A 15,921-nucleotide genomic window follows, 5' to 3' on the forward strand; every position below is an offset into this window, starting at 1 on the left:
GATAATGGCAACATCACCATCACGCCAATCCGGGAGCCGCCATGAACCTTCTAAAGCGCAACAACTTGCGTCCGAACAAATTACTCAACAGCAAATGGACGGCCGTCACGCCAGCCAACAAGGAAAAACACTTCCTCGTCATCAAGCTATGCGCAGCCGCCACGCCCGATGAGCCCGTCACGCACGTGGCGCTGGAGGCCGTGCATTCCGGCCGCGTGCAGCTCCTGCCATGGCGCGCGCTGCAGGACGCGGCGCAATGGCATCAGGGATGGAAGACATAGCGGCGCCGGCGCCGCTCGACCAGCTTGACGGCCACCTCGCCCGCTTCCGCCATGGCGTCCGCTTCCGTGGTAAACGGGTGGTCGGCCGACACCCGGCGCTTGCGCAGCAGATTCACCCGGTGCATGGGGTTGGACGAGGGGGCATAGATGGCGACGTACGCGCCCCATAGTTTGCAGCCCCGCAAGCGCTCTGCCGTGTAATTCACTTCATAAAAATCAACATACTTTATCGGCACGATGTGCGCTCCAAAAATGACATGGCCGGACAGCTTGTCTCTACGGACTGACGCGGTGAGGGTAAAACCATGCGCTCGCGATTGCTCAGGATACTCAATTCGGCTCTCTTTTTAACACGCGGCACAGGAGAAAAGGATGAATGACGACATCATCTGCATGCATGACGACACACAAGCATCTGCTTGCAACGGCCAGGCCGGTGCAGGCACACTTGTCGGGCTATCTACTTGTGCAAGCCGAAAGTATAGACGATGCGAAAAAATTATTGCAGGGCAACACTGTACTGAACGCGGGTAGCACGCTGGAAATCCGCGCACTACCGCGCGACTGACGCGGCGTGGCTGGCACCTATTTCCCTGCCTCGGCGGCGGCATGCATGGACCAGACGACGCTGAGGATTTTCCATTCGCCATCGCGCTTGACCATTTGCCACGCTTCCACGCCATAGTTGGACAATGTGTCGCCGACGAAGAATTCATAGTCGAAGTTGACCCACGCCACATGGCGGTCCTGGGTGATCTTGACGTTGTAGAATTTTTCTTCCGTGCGCTGCGGTTCGCGCTGGATGAAGTTGGCGAAACCGACATAGCCGGCCACCGCGACGCCGTCGAAGTGGACGTCCGTCGTGTCGCGCATTTTCTTGATGAAACCGTCGTCTGCCGGCGAGGCGAACAGGATGTTTGTGTGCAGCATCAGCGACGACAGCAGCTTGACATCCTTGGCGATCAGGGCCGCCTGGAAGTCGGCGACGACTTTTTCGATGGCGCGCATATCTTCGGGCGTGGAGGCGTGGCGGCCCACGTGGGCTGGCGCCGCTGGCGCAGTGTGCGCTGGCGCCATGCCTGCCGCCAGCAGGGAACATCCGAATAGTACTGCGCTTGCCAACTTGTGCATGAGGGACTTTCATGGCGAACCGCTCGCCGGGCTGGCACGGGGCGTGCCGCCGGCAAGCTTATGTCAACCATGGTAAATTGGCAACCCCTCTGAAGGCCTGATTCAGGCGGCCAGGGCTTCGATCGAGGCGCGGCCCTTGGCGATCGCGCTGGCGACGGCCTCCTCGCCCATGGCCACGCCTTCGGCCTGCACGAACTCGATGTCGGTGATGCCGATGAAGCCCAGGGCCGTGCGCAGATAGGTGCTCAGGTAGTCATACGCGGCGCCCGGGCCTGCGCTGTAGACACCGCCGCTGGCCGTAAAAATAAGCGCTTTCTTGCCCGTGGCCAGGCCGACGGGCCCCGTCGCCGTGTACTGGAACGTGCGGCCCGCGCGCGCCACGTGATCGATCCACGCCTTCAGGGTCGAGGGCACGGAAAAATTGTACATGGGCGCGGCCAGCACCAGCACGTCGGCGGCCAGCAATTCGTCGACCAGGGTATCGGACAGCTGCACGGCGGCGACCGCTTGCGCGCTGCGCTGTTCGGCCGGGGTGAAGAAGGCGCCCATCACCTCTTCCGTCAGGTGCGGCACGGGCTGCGCGGCCAGGTCGCGTTCGACCACGCTGGCGCCTTGCGCGGCCAGTTTCGCGACGAATTCGCCCGACAATTGGCGCGACAGGGAACCGCTGTTGCGCACGCTGCTATTGATGTACAAGACCTTGCTCATGAATTGCTCCTGTGGAAATGGATGAGGGGATGGGCCACGTCGCAGCCCTTGCACACAGCATAGTTCGGGTCTACCATCGATGAAACCGTATAAATATCAATGGTTAGCATCGAATTTTTAGATAGGGAGTTTCCATGAGAGAACCGGGCCAGCCTTCGCTCGACCAGTTGCGCGTGTTTGTCGCCGTCATCGACGCGGGCGGCTTCGCCCATGCGGCGCGCCAGTTGCACCGCACGCAATCGGTGATCAGCTACACCATCGCCAACCTGGAAGAACAACTGAATGTGGTGCTGCTCGACCGCGGCAAGCGCAAGCCCACCCTGACGGACGCGGGCAAGGCCCTGCTGGCCGATGCGCGCGCCGTGGCCCTGAAAGTCGATGGCATGCGCGCGCGCGCCAAGGCGCTGGCCGGCGGGCTGGAGGCGGAAGTGTCGGTGGTGGTCGACGTGATGTTCCCCACCTGCGTGCTGGTGCGCGTTCTTGAAGCCTTCCAGGCGCAGTTCCCCACCGTCGCCCTGCGCCTGCGCATCGAAGCGATGGGCGCCGTGGCGCAGCTGGTGATGGATGGCAGTTGCCACATCGGCCTCGGTGGCTGGATGACGGCCACGGCCAGCGTCTTCGAGCGCCTGGCCGTCGGTCACGTGCGCCTGATTCCCGTGGCCGCGCCCAGCCACGCGCTGGCGCAACTGGCAGGGCCGATCGCCTCCAACGTGGCGCGCGAACACGTGCAGTTGGTGCTCAGCGACCGCAGCGATCTGACGCAGGGCCAGGATTTCGGCGTGCTGGGATTGCGCAACTGGCGCCTGGGCGACCTCGGTTCCAAGCACGCCTTGCTGCGCGCGGGTCTGGGCTGGGGCAACATGCCCGAAGCGATGGTGCGCGAAGATTTGACGCAGGGACGGCTGGTGCACCTGCCGCTGGCCGTCGACAAGGGCGAGAATTATCCGATTTATTTGATCCAGCGCGCCGACACGCCGCCCGGGCAGGCGGGCAAGTGGCTCACCGAGCGCTTTGCGGAGCAGCTGCCGCTGCTGGAACAAGTCTTTTAGATGCACGCGCGGGCAGGTATCATGCGTGGGCAAGCCCCAAACAACTGCTGGGGTCAGACCCTGCGGGATCGCAACCCGTCCCATTGGGACGGGTTGCCCCCGATTTCAGACACAACCTTGAAGAGATTCACCATGGCCGGTATCGACGACTTCGTCAACAAACAGAAACCTGGCGCGCGCTTCGTCATCACGGCGCAGATGCTGCGCATGACGCCGCAACAGTTCGACAGCGTGGCGCTGGAATGGATGGAAGACGGCGGCCCCGGCTTCGACGTGGCCGGCATCCCGCACCGGGTGGTCATCGACGGGCAGTTTTATATCGGCAGGATCACCGTGCAGCGGCACGGCGAGCCGGCCTGAGGGCTACTCGACGCCCAGCACGTGCAGGCGGCGGCGCAGGCGCGCCACTTCTTCCGACAGATCGACCACCAGCGCGGCCAGTTCGGCGTTCGCATCGAACACGGATTCGATTTCGTGCAAGCGGCGCGCGCGCACCAGATCCAGGCTGGTAAAGCGCCAGGCCGTCAGTTGCCCCTCCGGCGGGCCATTTTGCAGCAGCACGCCCGTCTGCACATGCCGCACCACCCAGTCCGGCTCCACGGCGCAGGCGCGCGCCAGTTCCTCCAGGCTCAGGGCACGATCTTCGAGCAGTTCGCCAATTACCTTGTTTGTCATGATTTACCCTCCCAGCTTCTGGCGCGGATTGAAAGCCATCTCGCGCGCCATGGTTGCATACAATTCGCGCGCCTTGTCATCGTTCGCCGGCGGCAGCACCACTTCCAGCAGCAGATACAGGTCGCCCGGCTGGGCGGCGGGAATACCGCGCCCCTTCAGGCGCAGCTTGCGCCCCGTCTGCGAATTGGGCGGCACCGTGACGGCCACCGTGCCCGATGGCGTGGGCACGGCAATTTCGCCGCCCAACGCCGCTTCCCATGGCGTCACGGGCACCGTCTCGAACACGTCGCGCCCTTCCACCTTGTAGCGCGCATCGGGCTGAAAGCGGATTTCCAGATACAAGTCGCCAGCGGGCGCGCCGCCGCTGCCGGGATTGCCCTGCCCCTTCATGCGCAGCTGCTGGCCCTCCGTGACGCCTTTCGGTATCGTCACTTCGAGCGTGCGCTCGCGCGTCACCACATGGCCTTGCGCGTCCGCTTCGGGCACGCGCATGACGATGTGGCGCTTGGCGCCATGGTAGCTGTCGTGCAAATCGATGGTGATGGCGGCGTGGCTGTCTTCGCCCTGCATCTGGAAACTGCCGCCGGCGCGGCGGCGCCCGCCCACGTGGGCAAACAGGTCGGCAAAGAAGTCGCTGTCGTCGGCGCCCGACGATTCGTAACCCGAACCCCAGTCCGGCGGCGGCCGGAAGGGCTGGCCCTGCGCACCCTGGTTGCGGCCCAGTTCATCGTAGGCGGCGCGCTTTTCCGCGTCACCCAGCACGCCGTAGGCCTCATTCAGGGCCTTGGTGCGCTTGTCCGCATCCGGTTCCTTGCTCACGTCGGGGTGGTATTTGCGTACCAGCTTGCGGTACGCCTTCTTGATCTCGGCCTCGGTCGCCGTCTTTTCGACGCCAAGTTCCTTGTAGTAGTCCTTGTATTCCACCGTGCTTGCTCCCCATGGTTGAACTGCCTATGGGAAGAGTACACGAATTGACTGTGACATAGCGTGCGCACAATACAACAGCGCCCGCGAAACATGAGGCACGCGGGCGCTGGAAGGGAAGGCCGAAACGCCTAGCGCACGCGGCGCAGCGAGGAAATGCGGCGGTCGAGGCCACCGTGCAGGCGGCCATAGCTGCCTGGCCCCATCACCACGCAGCGACCACGGAAGTTGGCATCGACGCAGAACTCCCAGCGGCCGTAATTGACGACGATCGATTCGGCGCGGTCGTTGAAGCCATAGCGGCTCAAGTCGCGCACTTCTCGGTCCAGGCGCACGGGCCGGCCGCGCATGCCGGCGTCAGGAAACATCAGCACGGCGCCATTCATGTCGGGACGGTGTCCGCCGCCATGGCCTGGATAATCGGGATGAGGACGCTCCGGCTCCGGACGCGGAGGACGCGGCGGATAGGGACGGTGATCGGGGCGGTGGTCGCCGCCGCCATGGCCCGGGCGTCCCGCTTCGCGCACGGAGGAAATGGCGTCGTTCATGCCCGGCATGCTGTCGTAGCGCCCCGGCCCGAAGGTACGGCAGTTGCCCCGGTAGTTGGCATCCTTGCACACTTCCCAGGTGCCCGAGCGCACGATGACGCTGGACGTCTTGTCGTTAAAGCCCATGCGCGACAAATCGCCCGCGTCGGAACGCAGGGTGACGGGGCGACCGCGGAAACCGGCGTCCTCGAACAAGGTGATTTCGCCCGCGGATGCGGCAAGGGGGGCGAGGAAGGTGGCCGCGCACAGCAGCGCGGGCCGGAAAGATCGAACCATGACAACTCCAATACTGATTACATTTTCGCCAGTGTAGTCCAGGCGGCAGGCGGCGAGTGTAACAAAGGGCAAGCAAATGTCAGCGCTTGGCAGCGAATGTAAAAACCGCCCGGCGGGATCAACCCGGCAGGCGGCCTGTCAGCATGTGTGCTGGAGAAAATCAGCGCACGCGGCGCAGCGAGGAAATCTGGTTTTCCATGTTGTTCAGGCGACCGTATTCGCCCGGCCCGATCACTTCGCAGCGGCCACGGAAGTTCGAATCGCTGCACACTTCCCACTGGCCCTCGTTGACGACGATGGACGAGGCGCGGTCATTGAAGTTGTGGCGTACCAGGTCTTCCGCATTGCGGTCCAGCGCCAGCGGTTCGCCGCGCATCCCCGCTTCGGGGAACAGCAGGACGGCGCCGCGCTGCTGGTACTGCGGCTGCTGCTGCTCGTATTGCGGCCGCTGGTACTGTTGATCGTACTGCTGTTGGCGACGCGCTTCGCGCTCGTCGACCATGCGCGCCGACGACACGCGCCCATCGAGGCCACGCCCCAGGTCATCGTGGCGGCCGGGGCCGAAGATGCGGCAGATGCCCTGGTAGTTCGAATCGCTGCACAGCTGCCAGTAGCCGTTGTGGATGACGATGCTGGTGGTGCGGTCATTGAAACCGATGCCGACGAAATCGTCCGTATCGCGGTTCAGGCGCGCCGAGCCGCCATTCTGTCCCGCGCCCGAATACACTTCCAGCGTGCCGCCACGGCCATAGCCGCCATTGCCACGGTCTGGATCACGTCCCGGGCGGCCCGGATTGTAGCCATCGCCGCGGCCCGATTCGCGCACCGACGTGATGGCGTCGTTCATGCCCGGCATCGAGCGGTATTCGCCCGGCCCCAGGGTACGGCAATTGCCGCGAAAACCGGAGTCCGTGCACACATCCCACGTACCCGAACGTACCATGATGCTCGACGCCTTGTCATTGAAACCCATGTGCGACAAATCGTCCGTCGTCTCGCGCAGGTTCACTGCGCGGCCGCGGAAATTGTCGTCTTCGAACAAGGTGATATCGCCCGCATGGGCGCTTGCATGCGCCCCCAGCGAAAGCAGCAAGGTCGCCGCGCATGCCAGCGTGTGTTTGAAAGGGCCCGTCATGATTAACTCCATTCTTCATTCTTTGGTGATGATTTGCCTGGCCAAAAGGGCAGGATGCCATTGTAACAAGTGCCAGCTCGCGCGGAAGGCCATCGACGCTTTTCAAAGTCGGTCAGGGCAAAGGCAAGTGATCGACATGACAACTGCTGTCAGTGTAGCCATCCGTAGAAAAAACGGTGTAACAAAGTATGGGAAAAGCACAATAAATTGTTACTAAAAGCAATCACAGGTCGCGCGAGGCCTGTGCTTGCCATTTGCCTGGTATCAAAGCACAGCGATCAACGTACGCCCGGGCGCCAGGGGCGCCGCGTCGGACAAGCACGGCGAATGCCGGTAGAATCTCATGTTTAGTCAAGCTTGCCACCCATGCCACACACTACCTCGTTCACCCTGCCCGCCGTCCGCACCGAAGTATCTTCATTATGGAAGCTGGCCTGGCCCATCCTGATCGGCCAGCTGGCCACCGTCGGCATGGGCGCGGCCGACGTGGCGATGACGGGGCATACGAATCCCGAGGAACTGGCCGCCGTGTCGCTGGGCGCGGCCATCTGGTCCATCGTGCTGGTCACCGTGAGCGGCATCATGATGGCGATCAATACGCTGGTAGCACATGAAATCGGCGCCGCGCGCCACGACCAGGTGCCGCACATCGTGCGCCAGTCGCTGTGGAAGGCGCTGCTCGTCGGCCTGGTGGCCTGCCTGCTGACGAACATGGCGGCGCTGGTGTTCGACCACCTGATGCTCGAACCTGCCGTGGCGGCCAAGGCCAAGCTGTTCGTGCACATCATCAGCTGCGCGCTGCCGCCGTTCGCCGCCTACCGCGCGCTGTACGGCTACAGCACCAGCATCAACCAGACCAAGCCCGTGATGGTCATCGCGCTGGCCGCGCTGGCGCTGAACATTCTCGTCAACTACCTGCTGATCTACGGCCACTGGGGCATGCCGAAGATGGGCGGCGTAGGCTGCGCCGTGGCCACCACCTGCTGCGTGTGGATGATGCTGCTGGCCATGCTGGCCTGGATCAGGATCGCGCCCGCCTACCACGCCACGTATCCCTTCACGCACTGGGAATGGCCGCAGCCGTCGTCCATCGGCCCCATGCTGCGCCTGGGCCTGCCCATCGGCGTCACCTACTTTGCCGAAGTGAGCGCCTTTGGCGTCATCAGCCTGCTGGTGGCGCGCTTCGGCGTGATCCAGGTGTCGGCGCACCAGATCGCGCTCAATTTCTCGTCCGTCGTCTTCATGGTGCCGCTCACGTTCGGCATCGCGCTGGTGACGCGCGTGGGCCATGCCGTGGGCGAAGCCAATCTGCGCCGCGCGCGCTTCATTTCGTGGGTGGGCGTGGCCATGTCGCTCACGGCGGCCATCGTCTCGGCCACTCTCATCACCGTGTTCCGCCACCAGATCGCGCAAGCCTATACGTCCGACCCGCAGGTGCAGGCGCTGTGCGCGCAGCTGCTGCTGTTCGCCGCCCTGTTCCAGCTGTCCGACGCCACGCAAGTGGCGACGTCCTGCGCGATTCGCGGCTACAAGGTGACGCGCCAGCCGATGCTGATCCAGCTGCTGGCGTTCTGGGGTTTCTCGCTGCCGATCGGCTATGTGCTGGGCCTCGCGCCGCAAGGCTTCATCTGGTCGCCGGCCGAACCGATGGCCGCCGCCGGCTTCTGGATCGGCCTGGTGACGGGCCTGACGGTGGCCGCCGTGCTGCTGACCTGGTATCTGAACCGGCTGTCGCTGCAGCGCCTGCGCACGGCGCATTGAACACAGGGCGGCGCGCAATTTATGCGTGCCGTCCTTCCTGCTTCGCCATACAAAGCGTCACCGTCCCACACTTTGCGCCAAAGTAAAGAAGGCAATTGCCGGATTATTCCGTGGCTGACCCTATCGCATTAAACGCCGTGCTCTGGTATCGTTTGCCGTCAAGCATCTGCTTGATCATCCCTTTACCATCACCGAGACATCCATGCGTTTTATTCTTTGTTTTCTGGCCGCGATGGCCAGCGTTCCCGCATCGGCTGAAAAGCTGACCCTGGAACGCATCCATGCCGATCCGGCGCTGGCCGGCCCCGGCGTGCGCAACCTGAAGGTCTCGCCCGACGGCGAGCGCGTCACGTTCCTGCGCGGCCGCGCCGACAACCAGTTCCAGCTCGACCTGTGGGAATTCAAGCTGAAGGACAAGAGCACGCACCGCCTGGTCGACTCGAAGGCGCTGGTGCCGAATGAAACGATTTCGCCCGAAGAGCAGGCGCGCCGCGAACGCGAGCGCACGGCCAGCCTGAACGGCATTCTCAGCTACAGCTGGTCGCCCGATGGCAAGCAGCTGCTGGTGCCGCTGGCCGGCAATCTGTACCTGGTCGATGCGGCCCACCCGGACAAGGCACGCCTGGTCGCCAAGGGCAATGTGCTCGATCCGAAAATTTCGCCGAAAGGCCGCTACGTCTCGTTCGTGCGCGACCAGAATATTTATGTCATCGACCTGAAGTCGGGCCAGGAACGCCAGCTCACCACCGATGGCAAAGGTGCGATCCGCAACGGCGAAGCCGAATTCGTGGCGCAGGAAGAAATGGGCCAGCGCACCGGCTACTACTGGGCGCCCGACGATTCCGCCATCGCCTACAAACGCTATGACGAAGCACCGGTGCCCGTCGTGCGCCGCTTCGAAATCTTCGCCGACCGCACCGACGTCGTCGAGCAGCGCTACCCTGCCGCCGGCGACCCGAACGTGCTGGTGCAGCTGCTGATCGTCTCGCCGGAAACGGGCGCGCAGCGCCAGGTGGACCTGGGCACCAACCCGGACATCTACCTGGTGCGTGCCGACTGGAGCGCGGACAGCAAGTCGCTGGTCTACCAGCGCCAGTCGCGCGATCAGAAGACCCTCGATCTGGTGGCTGTCGATGCAGCCACCCTGGCGCAGCGCACCCTGCTGACGGAAACGTCGACAACCTGGGTCAGCATCCATGACGACCTGCGCTTCCTGTCGAACGGCACCTTCCTCTGGTCGTCCGAGCGCACGGGCCGCAACCATCTGTATTTGTACGACATGAGCGGCAAGCTGCTGCACCCTGTCACTTCGGGCGCATGGGGCATCGACAGCGTGCTGGCCGTGAACCAGAAAACCGGCAAGGTTTATGTATCGTCGAACCGCGACGCCGTGATCGACAAGCAGACCTACGCCCTGGCCCTCGATGGCAGCACGGCCGACAAGCCGCAGCGCGTGACGAAAGCCGATGGCTGGCACGACACGACGTTCTCGCGCAATGGCGAAGTGTTCGTCGACACGTATTCCGACCCGGCCACGCCGCCGCAGGTGAGCATCCGCCGCCCGGACGGCGCCATGGTGGGCTGGCTGGAAGAAAACGCGCTCAACGCCAGCCACCCGTATTTCAAGTACAAGGCCGACCACCTGCCGACGGAATATGGCACCCTGAAAGCCAACGATGGCCAGACCTTGCACTATTCGATCGTCAAGCCGTCGAACTTCGACGCGACCAAACGCTATCCCGTCTACCTGTCGACGTATGGCGGCCCGCATTCGCAGCACGTGGCGCGCCGCTGGGGCAACAACTTCGACCAGTACATGGCGCAGCAGGGCTTTGTCGTCTTCCGCCTCGATAACCGGGGTTCCTCGCGCCGCGAGCGCGCCTTCACGGACGCCATCTATCACAACCTCGGTGCCGCCGAAGTGGCCGATCAACTGGTCGGCATCGACTGGCTGGGCAAGCAAAGCTTCGTTGACGCGAAACGCATCGGCGTATTCGGCTGGAGCTACGGCGGCTTCATGACCCTGCGTCTGCTGTCCGCAGCATCCGACAAGATCGCCATGGGCGTCTCGGTGGCGCCCGTGACCGACTGGTCGCTGTACGACACCCACTACACGGAGCAATTCCTCGGCATGCCGAAGGAAAACGTGGATGGCTACAAGGCCAGCACGGTGTTCGCCCACCTCGACGGCTTGAAGTCGCCGCTGCTGCTGGTGCACGGCATGGCCGACGACAACGTCTTGTTCAGCAACAGCACGCGCCTGATCGACGCGCTGGTGAACCGCGGCGTGCAGTTCGACCTGATGACGTATCCGGGCGCCAAGCACGGCATCTCGTCGCGCGCGGGCCAGCGCCACGTGTACAAGAAAATCGAGATGTTCTTCAAGCAGAACCTGATGAAACCAGCACAGTAAGCTTGCGCTGCATCCAATAAAAAACCGCCGCCTGTCTTGCAACAGGCGGCGGTTTTTTTACATTCGTGCTGCCAGAATTAAGGCTTGCGCGTGATGGTTTCCACCGCGTCTTTCACATCGCCAACTTTCTTCTGCACTTTGCCTTCGACCTGGTTTGCCAGGCCCTTGGCTTGCTGTTCTTCGTTGCCGACGACTTTGCCAGCGGCTTCCTGGATTTTACCGCCGACTTCCTTCAGTTTACCTTCGACTTGATCTTTGTTCATGATGGATCCTCACTGTAGTTGGTACATCTGTTGTCCAGCCCGCTAGGGCCGGTACTGCGGCTCACACGCTGTTGCAAACTGCTTGCTGCGTGTCGATGTGTCCATAGTACGCAGTGGCGATCAAAGGCTCTGTACGGTTCCTAACACAGTGCCAACATCGTCGATCAGGCCGTCAAATCCTTGCGCCAGACGGTGGCCAGCCACGGCTGCTGGTCGCGCGGCAAGCCGGGCGGGCGGTAGTACTGCTCGACCAGGGTAAAACCGGCGGCCTGCACGTACGCGGCCCACGTCGCTTCGTCGTGGTAGCTGCCATAGCGCGCGCCATTCCAGCCTTCCTGGTTCTGCCCGCGCGGGTTCGAGCTGAACAGTACGCCACCGGGCTTCAGGCAGGAGTACAGGGCGCGCAGCACGCCGGGCAAGGCGGCGCTGGGCACATGGAACAGCACGGCATTCGCGAACACGCCGTCGAAGTGCCCTGCAGGTAAATCGAGGTCGACGAAATCCTGCTGCCATACGGTGCAGCCGCTGTAGGCGCGCGCCATCTCGACGAAGCGGGGACAGCCATCGACGCCCGTGGCGTGGTGGCCCATGGCCGTGAACGCCTTCAGGTCGCGGCCGGGGCCGCAACCGAGGTCGAGGATCGCCAACGGCGCCGGCCTGTCGATGGCGGCCAGCAGCGCGGCGATGTTCTGGCTGACATCGTGGTCGCGCGTGCCTTCGAAAAACTGCTCGGCGCTGGCATCGTAATGGGCCAGGGTGCGCCCCGTGATGGCGTGGATGGGGTCTTGCTGATCTTGCTGCGGGGTCGGCTTCATGGCGCTCCTGTCATCGATGGGCGCATTTTACGCTGCCGGCCGGCTCCCCGTCCGGCAGCGCTCATGTCTACCAGGCGCGCACACGCTGTTGCGGCGCCAGGTACAGCTGCTGCCCCGGCTGGACGTCGAAAGCCCGATACCAGGCGTCGAGGTTGCGCACGGTGGCGGCGCAGCCGAGCGTCGCCGCGCGCCACGCGTTATTGCCCTTGACCACATCAGCCGAATCTTCGCGGCTGGCGTGACTGGCGGCAATCTCCCTGCTCCAGCGCAAACACGCGCGCGGCGCGGCCCGCCGCATCGCTGTAGCCGGCCTGCCGGAGCGTGGCGGCGATATGCGCCTGGTAGCCCGTGCGCAAGCTCTCGCCCAGCGCGCGGGCCAGGCCCGCCTGGTCGCGTATGCCATTGATCTTGCTCAATAGTGGCTTGATCGGCGCCCAGCCTTTCGCTTCGATAGCCGCTTCATCCATCCAGGAACGGTAAAAATCGCTAACCTGGCGCGCGGATGCCTCCGCCTGCGGCGCAGCCGCCAGGCCGTCGACGAGGCCGATGATGCGCTCGTTGGTCGCGTTGGCGAGGATGGCGAACGAGCCCCAGCTGCTGCGGTCGGCGGGAATCTGCGTGCCGCGCAGCCAGTCGCCATTCACGTAGTCATAGAAGTCGTCACCAGGCAAGACTTTGACGGGGACAGCGGCAGTGGCGCCGGCGGGCCTGGGCCGGCAAACCGGCCAGCGAGGCGCCGGCCAGGGCGAGGACGATGGCAGCCTGGACTGGCGTGCGGGACCAGGGGAAACGCAAACCGTGCATGGCGATCCTTTCACTGAAAACAAGCAAAATCATAGCCTGAAATCCTGCCTTTTGGGGGTCAGAAAACCGCCTCCAAACTTTCTTGCATGCGGACAAAAAATCAGCTTATAGTTGAACGACCCCGTGCCGCGTGTACGCCAAAGGAGATTGCCATGCAACTGGAAGCGCTGTTCCAGCAACCCCACGCCCTGCCTGTCGCCCCGAAGATCGTCAATGAACTGGTGCGCAGTTTCGACAACCCCGCCATTGCCACCGAAGACATCGCGCGCCAGCTGGGAGCGGACCCGGTGCTGAGCGCCAAGCTGCTGCGGCTGGCCAACTCGGCCTATTACCACGTCTCGCGCAGCGTCGGCACGGTGGAAGACGCCGTGCTGATGCTCGGTTTTGTGACCGTGCGCACCCTCGTCATCAGCTCGGGCCTGGTCAGCGGCTACAAGACCGTGCCCGGCCTGAATCTGCCGCAGTTCTGGCGCTACAGCCTGCACAGCGCCGTGTCGGCCCGCTGGATCGCCAGACAGACGGGCGACAACCAGGACCTGGCGTTCACCGTCGGCATGATGCATGCGATCGGACAACTGGTGATCCATGCCGCCATGCCCGAGCAAGCCATGCAGCTCGACAAGATCGCGCCGCCGCTCGATGCGCGCCGGCTCGATGCGGAACGCGTGTCGCTGGGCTATGACTATGCGCAAGTGGGCGCCGAACTGACGCGCCGCTGGAAGTTCCCTGCCACCTTTGCCGATGCCATCGCCGCCTTTCCCGATCCGTTGGCCAAGGCGCCCTTGAACCGCCTGGCCGCCATCGTGCACCTGGCCTCCTGGCGCGCGCGCGTTGAGGAAAATGCGTTGAGCACGGAAGAAATCATCGCCTGCTACCCGAATGAAGTGGCTGAAGCGCTCGGTTTGCCGCCGTCCGTGCTGGTGGACAGGATGCCGCCGCCTGCCGAACTGAGCGCGGGACTGGAAGAACTCGTCAAATAAACCGATCGCGGCCGGAATCATCCCCCCAGCATCCATGCGGGTTTGGCGGGCGATTCCGGCGGCCAGCCAAAACCATGCACATTATTTTTACTTTTTTTTCAAAAACACCCTAAAGTTCCCGCTGAACCTGCCGCTAATCTGGACAAGCGGTAATCCATTCACTAGTTACGGGTGTGCTCATGACCTCCAACGACGTTCTCTCGATGTATGAAAATATTGCAGGAATGACCAACAAAATGGTCGTGGCCGCACGTTCGAGCGACTGGGATGGCCTCGATACCCTGGAAAACCAGTGCGCCAGCGCCGCCAGCGCGACCTTGACGGGCAGCATGCCTGCCCAGGCCGGCGCCTCGCGCCTGCGCAAGATCGACTTGCTCAAGCAAATCCTGGCGAATGACCGCGAAATCCGCGCCATCACGGAACCGTGGATGACGCAGCTGTCGAATTCCATGCCAGGATCGCACGCTCGCATGTAATTCAATATGCAAGCTTGCCATGCCAGAAACGATAAAAGCACCCGAGGGTGCTTTTTTTACGTCTGCCGCCGTGCCAAGGAGCGCGCCATCTGCGGCACTCAAAAAGCAAGGAGGGGAAATTTGGAAGGCGAACCCCAGGTATCTCCTGGCGTCGCCTCGCTGCCGGTTGCATCCGGCGTTCGCGAGCACATCGTCGGCATCGCAAACCGCTTCCAGTCCCAGGCGTTTATGCAACGCTACACCTGTTTGCCGCGCCACACTATCGTTGGTGACTGCGACAGGCTGGGGCTGTTTTGTCGTAGAGCAAGTCCACTGAGTTAATCATATCACCATCTTTGAAAAATAGGCAACACCATACACAGGCACTTTCTGTCTTTTTTGAATATCTTTTTTTATATCAAATTTTTAGCGCGGCCTTGCAGCAGCACTAACGCGAAAACGGCTCCGCTTCCGCTTCGGCCACGTCCCCCTCCGCCGCCTCCGTCAGTACCGGCACCTCTTTCTTGCGGCCGAACGGCTTGCGCAGCAGGACCCAGTACTTCGACGGCGCGCCCGGCCCCGCCGCTTGCCTGCGCTTGCGCACGACATACACGATAAGCGCCGTCAACAGCAGGAAGGCCAGGGTGCCGATACCGAGCCACAGCAAGCCGTTGCCGCCCGTTTTCTTTTCCTTGTCAGCGGCTGGCGCCGCGTGCAGAGGCTTGGGCTTGGCATGCGGCGCCTGCGCCTCGGCCGGCACGGCGGCCGGCGCAGCGGCGGCGGTGACGGGCTGAGCCAGCGCCTTTTGCAAGGCGCCGATCTTGCCTTCCAATTCACCGAGCTTGTCATTCAGGGCCGCATTTTTCTCATCCAGCGCCACGCACGCTTGCGCCTGCCCAGCATCCACCTGGGGCGCGCAAGCGGCGACGGGCGCCCTGGCGCGGCGCAGCGGCGGCGGCGGACGCAGCGCGGGAGCAGTCGGCGCAGGCACGGCAGGCGGCGGCACGAACACGCGCGCCGGACGCACCAGTCCCTCGGCCCGCGCGCGCGCTGCCAGCGCGGCGGCATCGGGCGGCGGCGCGCCGGGCGCAACGCGCGGCAGCGGCACAGGCAAGGGCGCCGGAATGGCGGGCCTGACCGGCGCACTGGCAGCGGCGACGGGCGGTGCCGGCGTCAGCCACAGCGTACCGAGACGCACGACGGCGCCACTACCATTACCCAATAACAAATACAAATGTACATGGCCCGCCTGAATCGCTTGCCGGGTAGCCACGCGCACATACTGCCGCCCACCGCGTTCCAGCGGGCTGATCGTCAAGGTTTGCAAGGCCGGGTCCATGCCGATGCCGCCGCCCCGGTACACATCGGGCGAGGCCAGGCGCACGGCCACGCCGCCGGCCTCTTCTGGAGTCAGGGCCGTCAGTTCGATCTCGGCCAGCAAGGGCTGCCCCACATGCGACAGCACCGCCATCTCGCCCAGTTCGGCCGCCATCACGGGCGGCAAGACCAGGCTGGCGGCGGCGCACGCGATCAGGGACCAACGGGGGACAATGCTGCTTTGCATGGACTGATCGCTTTGATAACAAGATAGATAAGGGGAACTCGTCTGTCTTTAACGGCAGGAAATCGCAAAAATATAGATGGGCCAAGGTAAAAATGATGCAATACAGCATCATCCTGTGTCTTTTTGACGTCTGGAGTAC

The 15,921-nt window shown here is 63.4% G+C and carries 21 protein-coding genes; 8 read left to right on the forward strand and 13 right to left on the reverse strand.

Going from position 1 to position 15,921, the window contains the following annotated elements; translation table 11 throughout:
• Window positions 1-41 precede the first annotated feature (41 nt).
• Window positions 42-281 (forward strand): TIGR02450 family Trp-rich protein, encoded by a 240-nt coding sequence (locus tag CLU93_RS05615; RefSeq protein WP_099760319.1) that lies wholly within the window; start codon window positions 42-44, stop codon window positions 279-281.
• Here CLU93_RS05615 and CLU93_RS05620 read toward each other — a convergent pair.
• Window positions 263-517 carry a hypothetical protein gene (locus tag CLU93_RS05620; protein ID WP_099760320.1) on the reverse strand — a complete coding sequence of 85 codons (255 nt, stop codon included), beginning with the start codon at window positions 515-517 and terminating at the stop codon, window positions 263-265. The genes CLU93_RS05615 and CLU93_RS05620 overlap by 19 nt on opposite strands.
• A 140-nt stretch (window positions 518-657) precedes the next feature.
• Between CLU93_RS05620 and CLU93_RS27800 the strand changes: the two genes are divergently transcribed.
• Window positions 658-849, forward strand: a complete 192-nt coding sequence (locus tag CLU93_RS27800; RefSeq protein WP_133250711.1) for a hypothetical protein — start codon at window positions 658-660, stop codon at window positions 847-849.
• Window positions 850-866: 17 nt separating this feature from the next.
• Here CLU93_RS27800 and CLU93_RS05625 read toward each other — a convergent pair whose 3' ends face one another.
• Together CLU93_RS05625 and CLU93_RS05630 are read right to left on the reverse strand one after the other, a co-directional pair.
• Window positions 867-1,358, reverse strand: coding sequence for a nuclear transport factor 2 family protein (locus CLU93_RS05625; RefSeq protein ID WP_165829325.1), 492 nt, complete (start codon window positions 1,356-1,358; stop codon window positions 867-869).
• A 156-nt stretch (window positions 1,359-1,514) separates the two neighbouring features.
• On the reverse strand, window positions 1,515-2,120 hold the full coding sequence (locus CLU93_RS05630; protein WP_099760322.1) for an FMN-dependent NADH-azoreductase: 606 nt from the start codon (window positions 2,118-2,120) through the stop codon (window positions 1,515-1,517).
• A gap of 134 nt (window positions 2,121-2,254) precedes the next feature.
• Between CLU93_RS05630 and CLU93_RS05635 the strand changes: the two genes are divergently transcribed.
• Together CLU93_RS05635 and CLU93_RS05640 are read left to right on the forward strand one after the other, a co-directional pair.
• Window positions 2,255-3,169, forward strand: a complete 915-nt coding sequence (locus tag CLU93_RS05635) for a LysR family transcriptional regulator (protein WP_099760323.1) — start codon at window positions 2,255-2,257, stop codon at window positions 3,167-3,169.
• A 132-nt stretch (window positions 3,170-3,301) separates the two neighbouring features.
• Entirely contained in the window at window positions 3,302-3,529 is a 228-nt protein-coding gene (locus CLU93_RS05640) for a hypothetical protein (RefSeq protein ID WP_099760324.1), read from the forward strand.
• A 3-nt stretch (window positions 3,530-3,532) separates the two neighbouring features.
• Here CLU93_RS05640 and CLU93_RS05645 read toward each other — a convergent pair whose 3' ends face one another.
• The 4 genes from CLU93_RS05645 to CLU93_RS05660 form a co-directional block, all read right to left on the reverse strand.
• Window positions 3,533-3,844, reverse strand: a complete 312-nt coding sequence (locus tag CLU93_RS05645; protein ID WP_099760325.1) for a MerR family transcriptional regulator — start codon at window positions 3,842-3,844, stop codon at window positions 3,533-3,535.
• Window positions 3,845-3,847: 3 nt separating this feature from the next.
• Window positions 3,848-4,768 carry a DnaJ C-terminal domain-containing protein gene (locus CLU93_RS05650; protein ID WP_099760326.1) on the reverse strand — a complete coding sequence of 307 codons (921 nt, stop codon included), beginning with the start codon at window positions 4,766-4,768 and terminating at the stop codon, window positions 3,848-3,850.
• A gap of 131 nt (window positions 4,769-4,899) precedes the next feature.
• Window positions 4,900-5,592, reverse strand: a complete 693-nt coding sequence (locus tag CLU93_RS05655; protein WP_099760327.1) for a beta/gamma crystallin-related protein — start codon at window positions 5,590-5,592, stop codon at window positions 4,900-4,902.
• 160 nt (window positions 5,593-5,752) lie between these two features.
• Window positions 5,753-6,727: a beta/gamma crystallin-related protein gene (locus CLU93_RS05660; RefSeq protein ID WP_180287813.1), complete on the reverse strand. Its 975-nt coding sequence runs from the start codon at window positions 6,725-6,727 to the stop codon at window positions 5,753-5,755.
• Between the two features lie 366 nt (window positions 6,728-7,093).
• Between CLU93_RS05660 and CLU93_RS05665 the strand changes: the two genes are divergently transcribed.
• Together CLU93_RS05665 and CLU93_RS05670 are read left to right on the forward strand one after the other, a co-directional pair.
• Complete coding sequence (locus CLU93_RS05665) at window positions 7,094-8,488, forward strand: MATE family efflux transporter (RefSeq protein ID WP_099760329.1); 1,395 nt, start codon at window positions 7,094-7,096, stop codon at window positions 8,486-8,488.
• 202 nt (window positions 8,489-8,690) lie between these two features.
• The gene (locus tag CLU93_RS05670; RefSeq protein ID WP_099760330.1) at window positions 8,691-10,901 is read left to right on the forward strand and encodes a S9 family peptidase; all 2,211 of its coding nucleotides are present in this window, start codon (window positions 8,691-8,693) and stop codon (window positions 10,899-10,901) included.
• 77 nt (window positions 10,902-10,978) lie between these two features.
• Here the strand turns inward: CLU93_RS05670 and CLU93_RS05675 are convergent, their stop codons facing one another.
• The 5 genes from CLU93_RS05675 to CLU93_RS28530 all read right to left on the reverse strand — a co-directional run bounded on the left by CLU93_RS05675 (window position 10,979) and on the right by CLU93_RS28530 (window position 12,783).
• A complete protein-coding gene (locus tag CLU93_RS05675) occupies window positions 10,979-11,164 on the reverse strand; it encodes a CsbD family protein (protein ID WP_071079044.1) in 186 nt (61 codons plus the stop codon).
• 164 nt (window positions 11,165-11,328) lie between these two features.
• On the reverse strand, window positions 11,329-11,979 hold the full coding sequence (locus CLU93_RS05680; RefSeq protein ID WP_099760331.1) for a class I SAM-dependent methyltransferase: 651 nt from the start codon (window positions 11,977-11,979) through the stop codon (window positions 11,329-11,331).
• A 67-nt stretch (window positions 11,980-12,046) separates the two neighbouring features.
• Window positions 12,047-12,250, reverse strand: a complete 204-nt coding sequence (locus tag CLU93_RS28525) for a hypothetical protein (RefSeq protein ID WP_257225148.1) — start codon at window positions 12,248-12,250, stop codon at window positions 12,047-12,049.
• Window positions 12,195-12,650 carry a M13 family metallopeptidase N-terminal domain-containing protein gene (locus CLU93_RS05685; RefSeq protein WP_257224893.1) on the reverse strand — a complete coding sequence of 152 codons (456 nt, stop codon included), beginning with the start codon at window positions 12,648-12,650 and terminating at the stop codon, window positions 12,195-12,197. Before CLU93_RS05685 ends, CLU93_RS28525 begins: the two co-directional genes overlap by 56 nt.
• Window positions 12,640-12,783: a hypothetical protein gene (locus CLU93_RS28530; RefSeq protein WP_165829319.1), complete on the reverse strand. Its 144-nt coding sequence runs from the start codon at window positions 12,781-12,783 to the stop codon at window positions 12,640-12,642. Before CLU93_RS28530 ends, CLU93_RS05685 begins: the two co-directional genes overlap by 11 nt.
• 152 nt (window positions 12,784-12,935) lie before the next feature.
• On the opposite strand from CLU93_RS28530, the gene CLU93_RS05690 reads away from it, so the two are divergent.
• Together CLU93_RS05690 and CLU93_RS05695 are read left to right on the forward strand one after the other, a co-directional pair.
• Complete coding sequence (locus CLU93_RS05690) at window positions 12,936-13,763, forward strand: HDOD domain-containing protein (protein WP_099760332.1); 828 nt, start codon at window positions 12,936-12,938, stop codon at window positions 13,761-13,763.
• A 224-nt stretch (window positions 13,764-13,987) separates the two neighbouring features.
• The gene (locus CLU93_RS05695) at window positions 13,988-14,239 is read left to right on the forward strand and encodes a flagellar protein FliT (RefSeq protein ID WP_243420140.1); all 252 of its coding nucleotides are present in this window, start codon (window positions 13,988-13,990) and stop codon (window positions 14,237-14,239) included.
• A gap of 427 nt (window positions 14,240-14,666) precedes the next feature.
• Here the strand turns inward: CLU93_RS05695 and CLU93_RS05700 are convergent, their stop codons facing one another.
• Complete coding sequence (locus tag CLU93_RS05700; protein ID WP_099760334.1) at window positions 14,667-15,782, reverse strand: type IV pilus assembly protein FimV; 1,116 nt, start codon at window positions 15,780-15,782, stop codon at window positions 14,667-14,669.
• Window positions 15,783-15,921 lie beyond the last annotated feature (139 nt).

Source organism: Janthinobacterium sp. 35 (assembly GCF_002754575.1).
Classification (GTDB): Bacteria; Pseudomonadota; Gammaproteobacteria; order Burkholderiales; family Burkholderiaceae_D; genus Janthinobacterium; species Janthinobacterium tructae.

Excerpts from the sequence above, each read along its gene's own strand:
- CLU93_RS05615 (WP_099760319.1), top strand. The coding sequence starts at position 42 with ATGAACCTTCTAAAGCGCAACAACTTGCGTCCGAACAAATTACTCAAC.
- CLU93_RS27800 (WP_133250711.1), top strand. The coding sequence starts at position 658 with ATGACGACATCATCTGCATGCATGACGACACACAAGCATCTGCTTGCA.
- CLU93_RS05625 (WP_165829325.1), bottom strand. The coding sequence starts at position 1,358 with ATGGCGCCAGCGCACACTGCGCCAGCGGCGCCAGCCCACGTGGGCCGC.
- CLU93_RS05630 (WP_099760322.1), bottom strand. The coding sequence starts at position 2,120 with ATGAGCAAGGTCTTGTACATCAATAGCAGCGTGCGCAACAGCGGTTCC.
- CLU93_RS05635 (WP_099760323.1), top strand. The coding sequence starts at position 2,255 with ATGAGAGAACCGGGCCAGCCTTCGCTCGACCAGTTGCGCGTGTTTGTC.
- CLU93_RS05640 (WP_099760324.1), top strand. The coding sequence starts at position 3,302 with ATGGCCGGTATCGACGACTTCGTCAACAAACAGAAACCTGGCGCGCGC.
- CLU93_RS05645 (WP_099760325.1), bottom strand. The coding sequence starts at position 3,844 with ATGACAAACAAGGTAATTGGCGAACTGCTCGAAGATCGTGCCCTGAGC.
- CLU93_RS05655 (WP_099760327.1), bottom strand. The coding sequence starts at position 5,592 with ATGGTTCGATCTTTCCGGCCCGCGCTGCTGTGCGCGGCCACCTTCCTC.
- CLU93_RS05660 (WP_180287813.1), bottom strand. The coding sequence starts at position 6,727 with ATGACGGGCCCTTTCAAACACACGCTGGCATGCGCGGCGACCTTGCTG.
- CLU93_RS05665 (WP_099760329.1), top strand. The coding sequence starts at position 7,094 with ATGCCACACACTACCTCGTTCACCCTGCCCGCCGTCCGCACCGAAGTA.
- CLU93_RS05670 (WP_099760330.1), top strand. The coding sequence starts at position 8,691 with ATGCGTTTTATTCTTTGTTTTCTGGCCGCGATGGCCAGCGTTCCCGCA.
- CLU93_RS05675 (WP_071079044.1), bottom strand. The coding sequence starts at position 11,164 with ATGAACAAAGATCAAGTCGAAGGTAAACTGAAGGAAGTCGGCGGTAAA.
- CLU93_RS05680 (WP_099760331.1), bottom strand. The coding sequence starts at position 11,979 with ATGAAGCCGACCCCGCAGCAAGATCAGCAAGACCCCATCCACGCCATC.
- CLU93_RS28530 (WP_165829319.1), bottom strand. The coding sequence starts at position 12,783 with ATGCACGGTTTGCGTTTCCCCTGGTCCCGCACGCCAGTCCAGGCTGCC.
- CLU93_RS05690 (WP_099760332.1), top strand. The coding sequence starts at position 12,936 with ATGCAACTGGAAGCGCTGTTCCAGCAACCCCACGCCCTGCCTGTCGCC.
- CLU93_RS05695 (WP_243420140.1), top strand. The coding sequence starts at position 13,988 with ATGACCAACAAAATGGTCGTGGCCGCACGTTCGAGCGACTGGGATGGC.
- CLU93_RS05700 (WP_099760334.1), bottom strand. The coding sequence starts at position 15,782 with ATGCAAAGCAGCATTGTCCCCCGTTGGTCCCTGATCGCGTGCGCCGCC.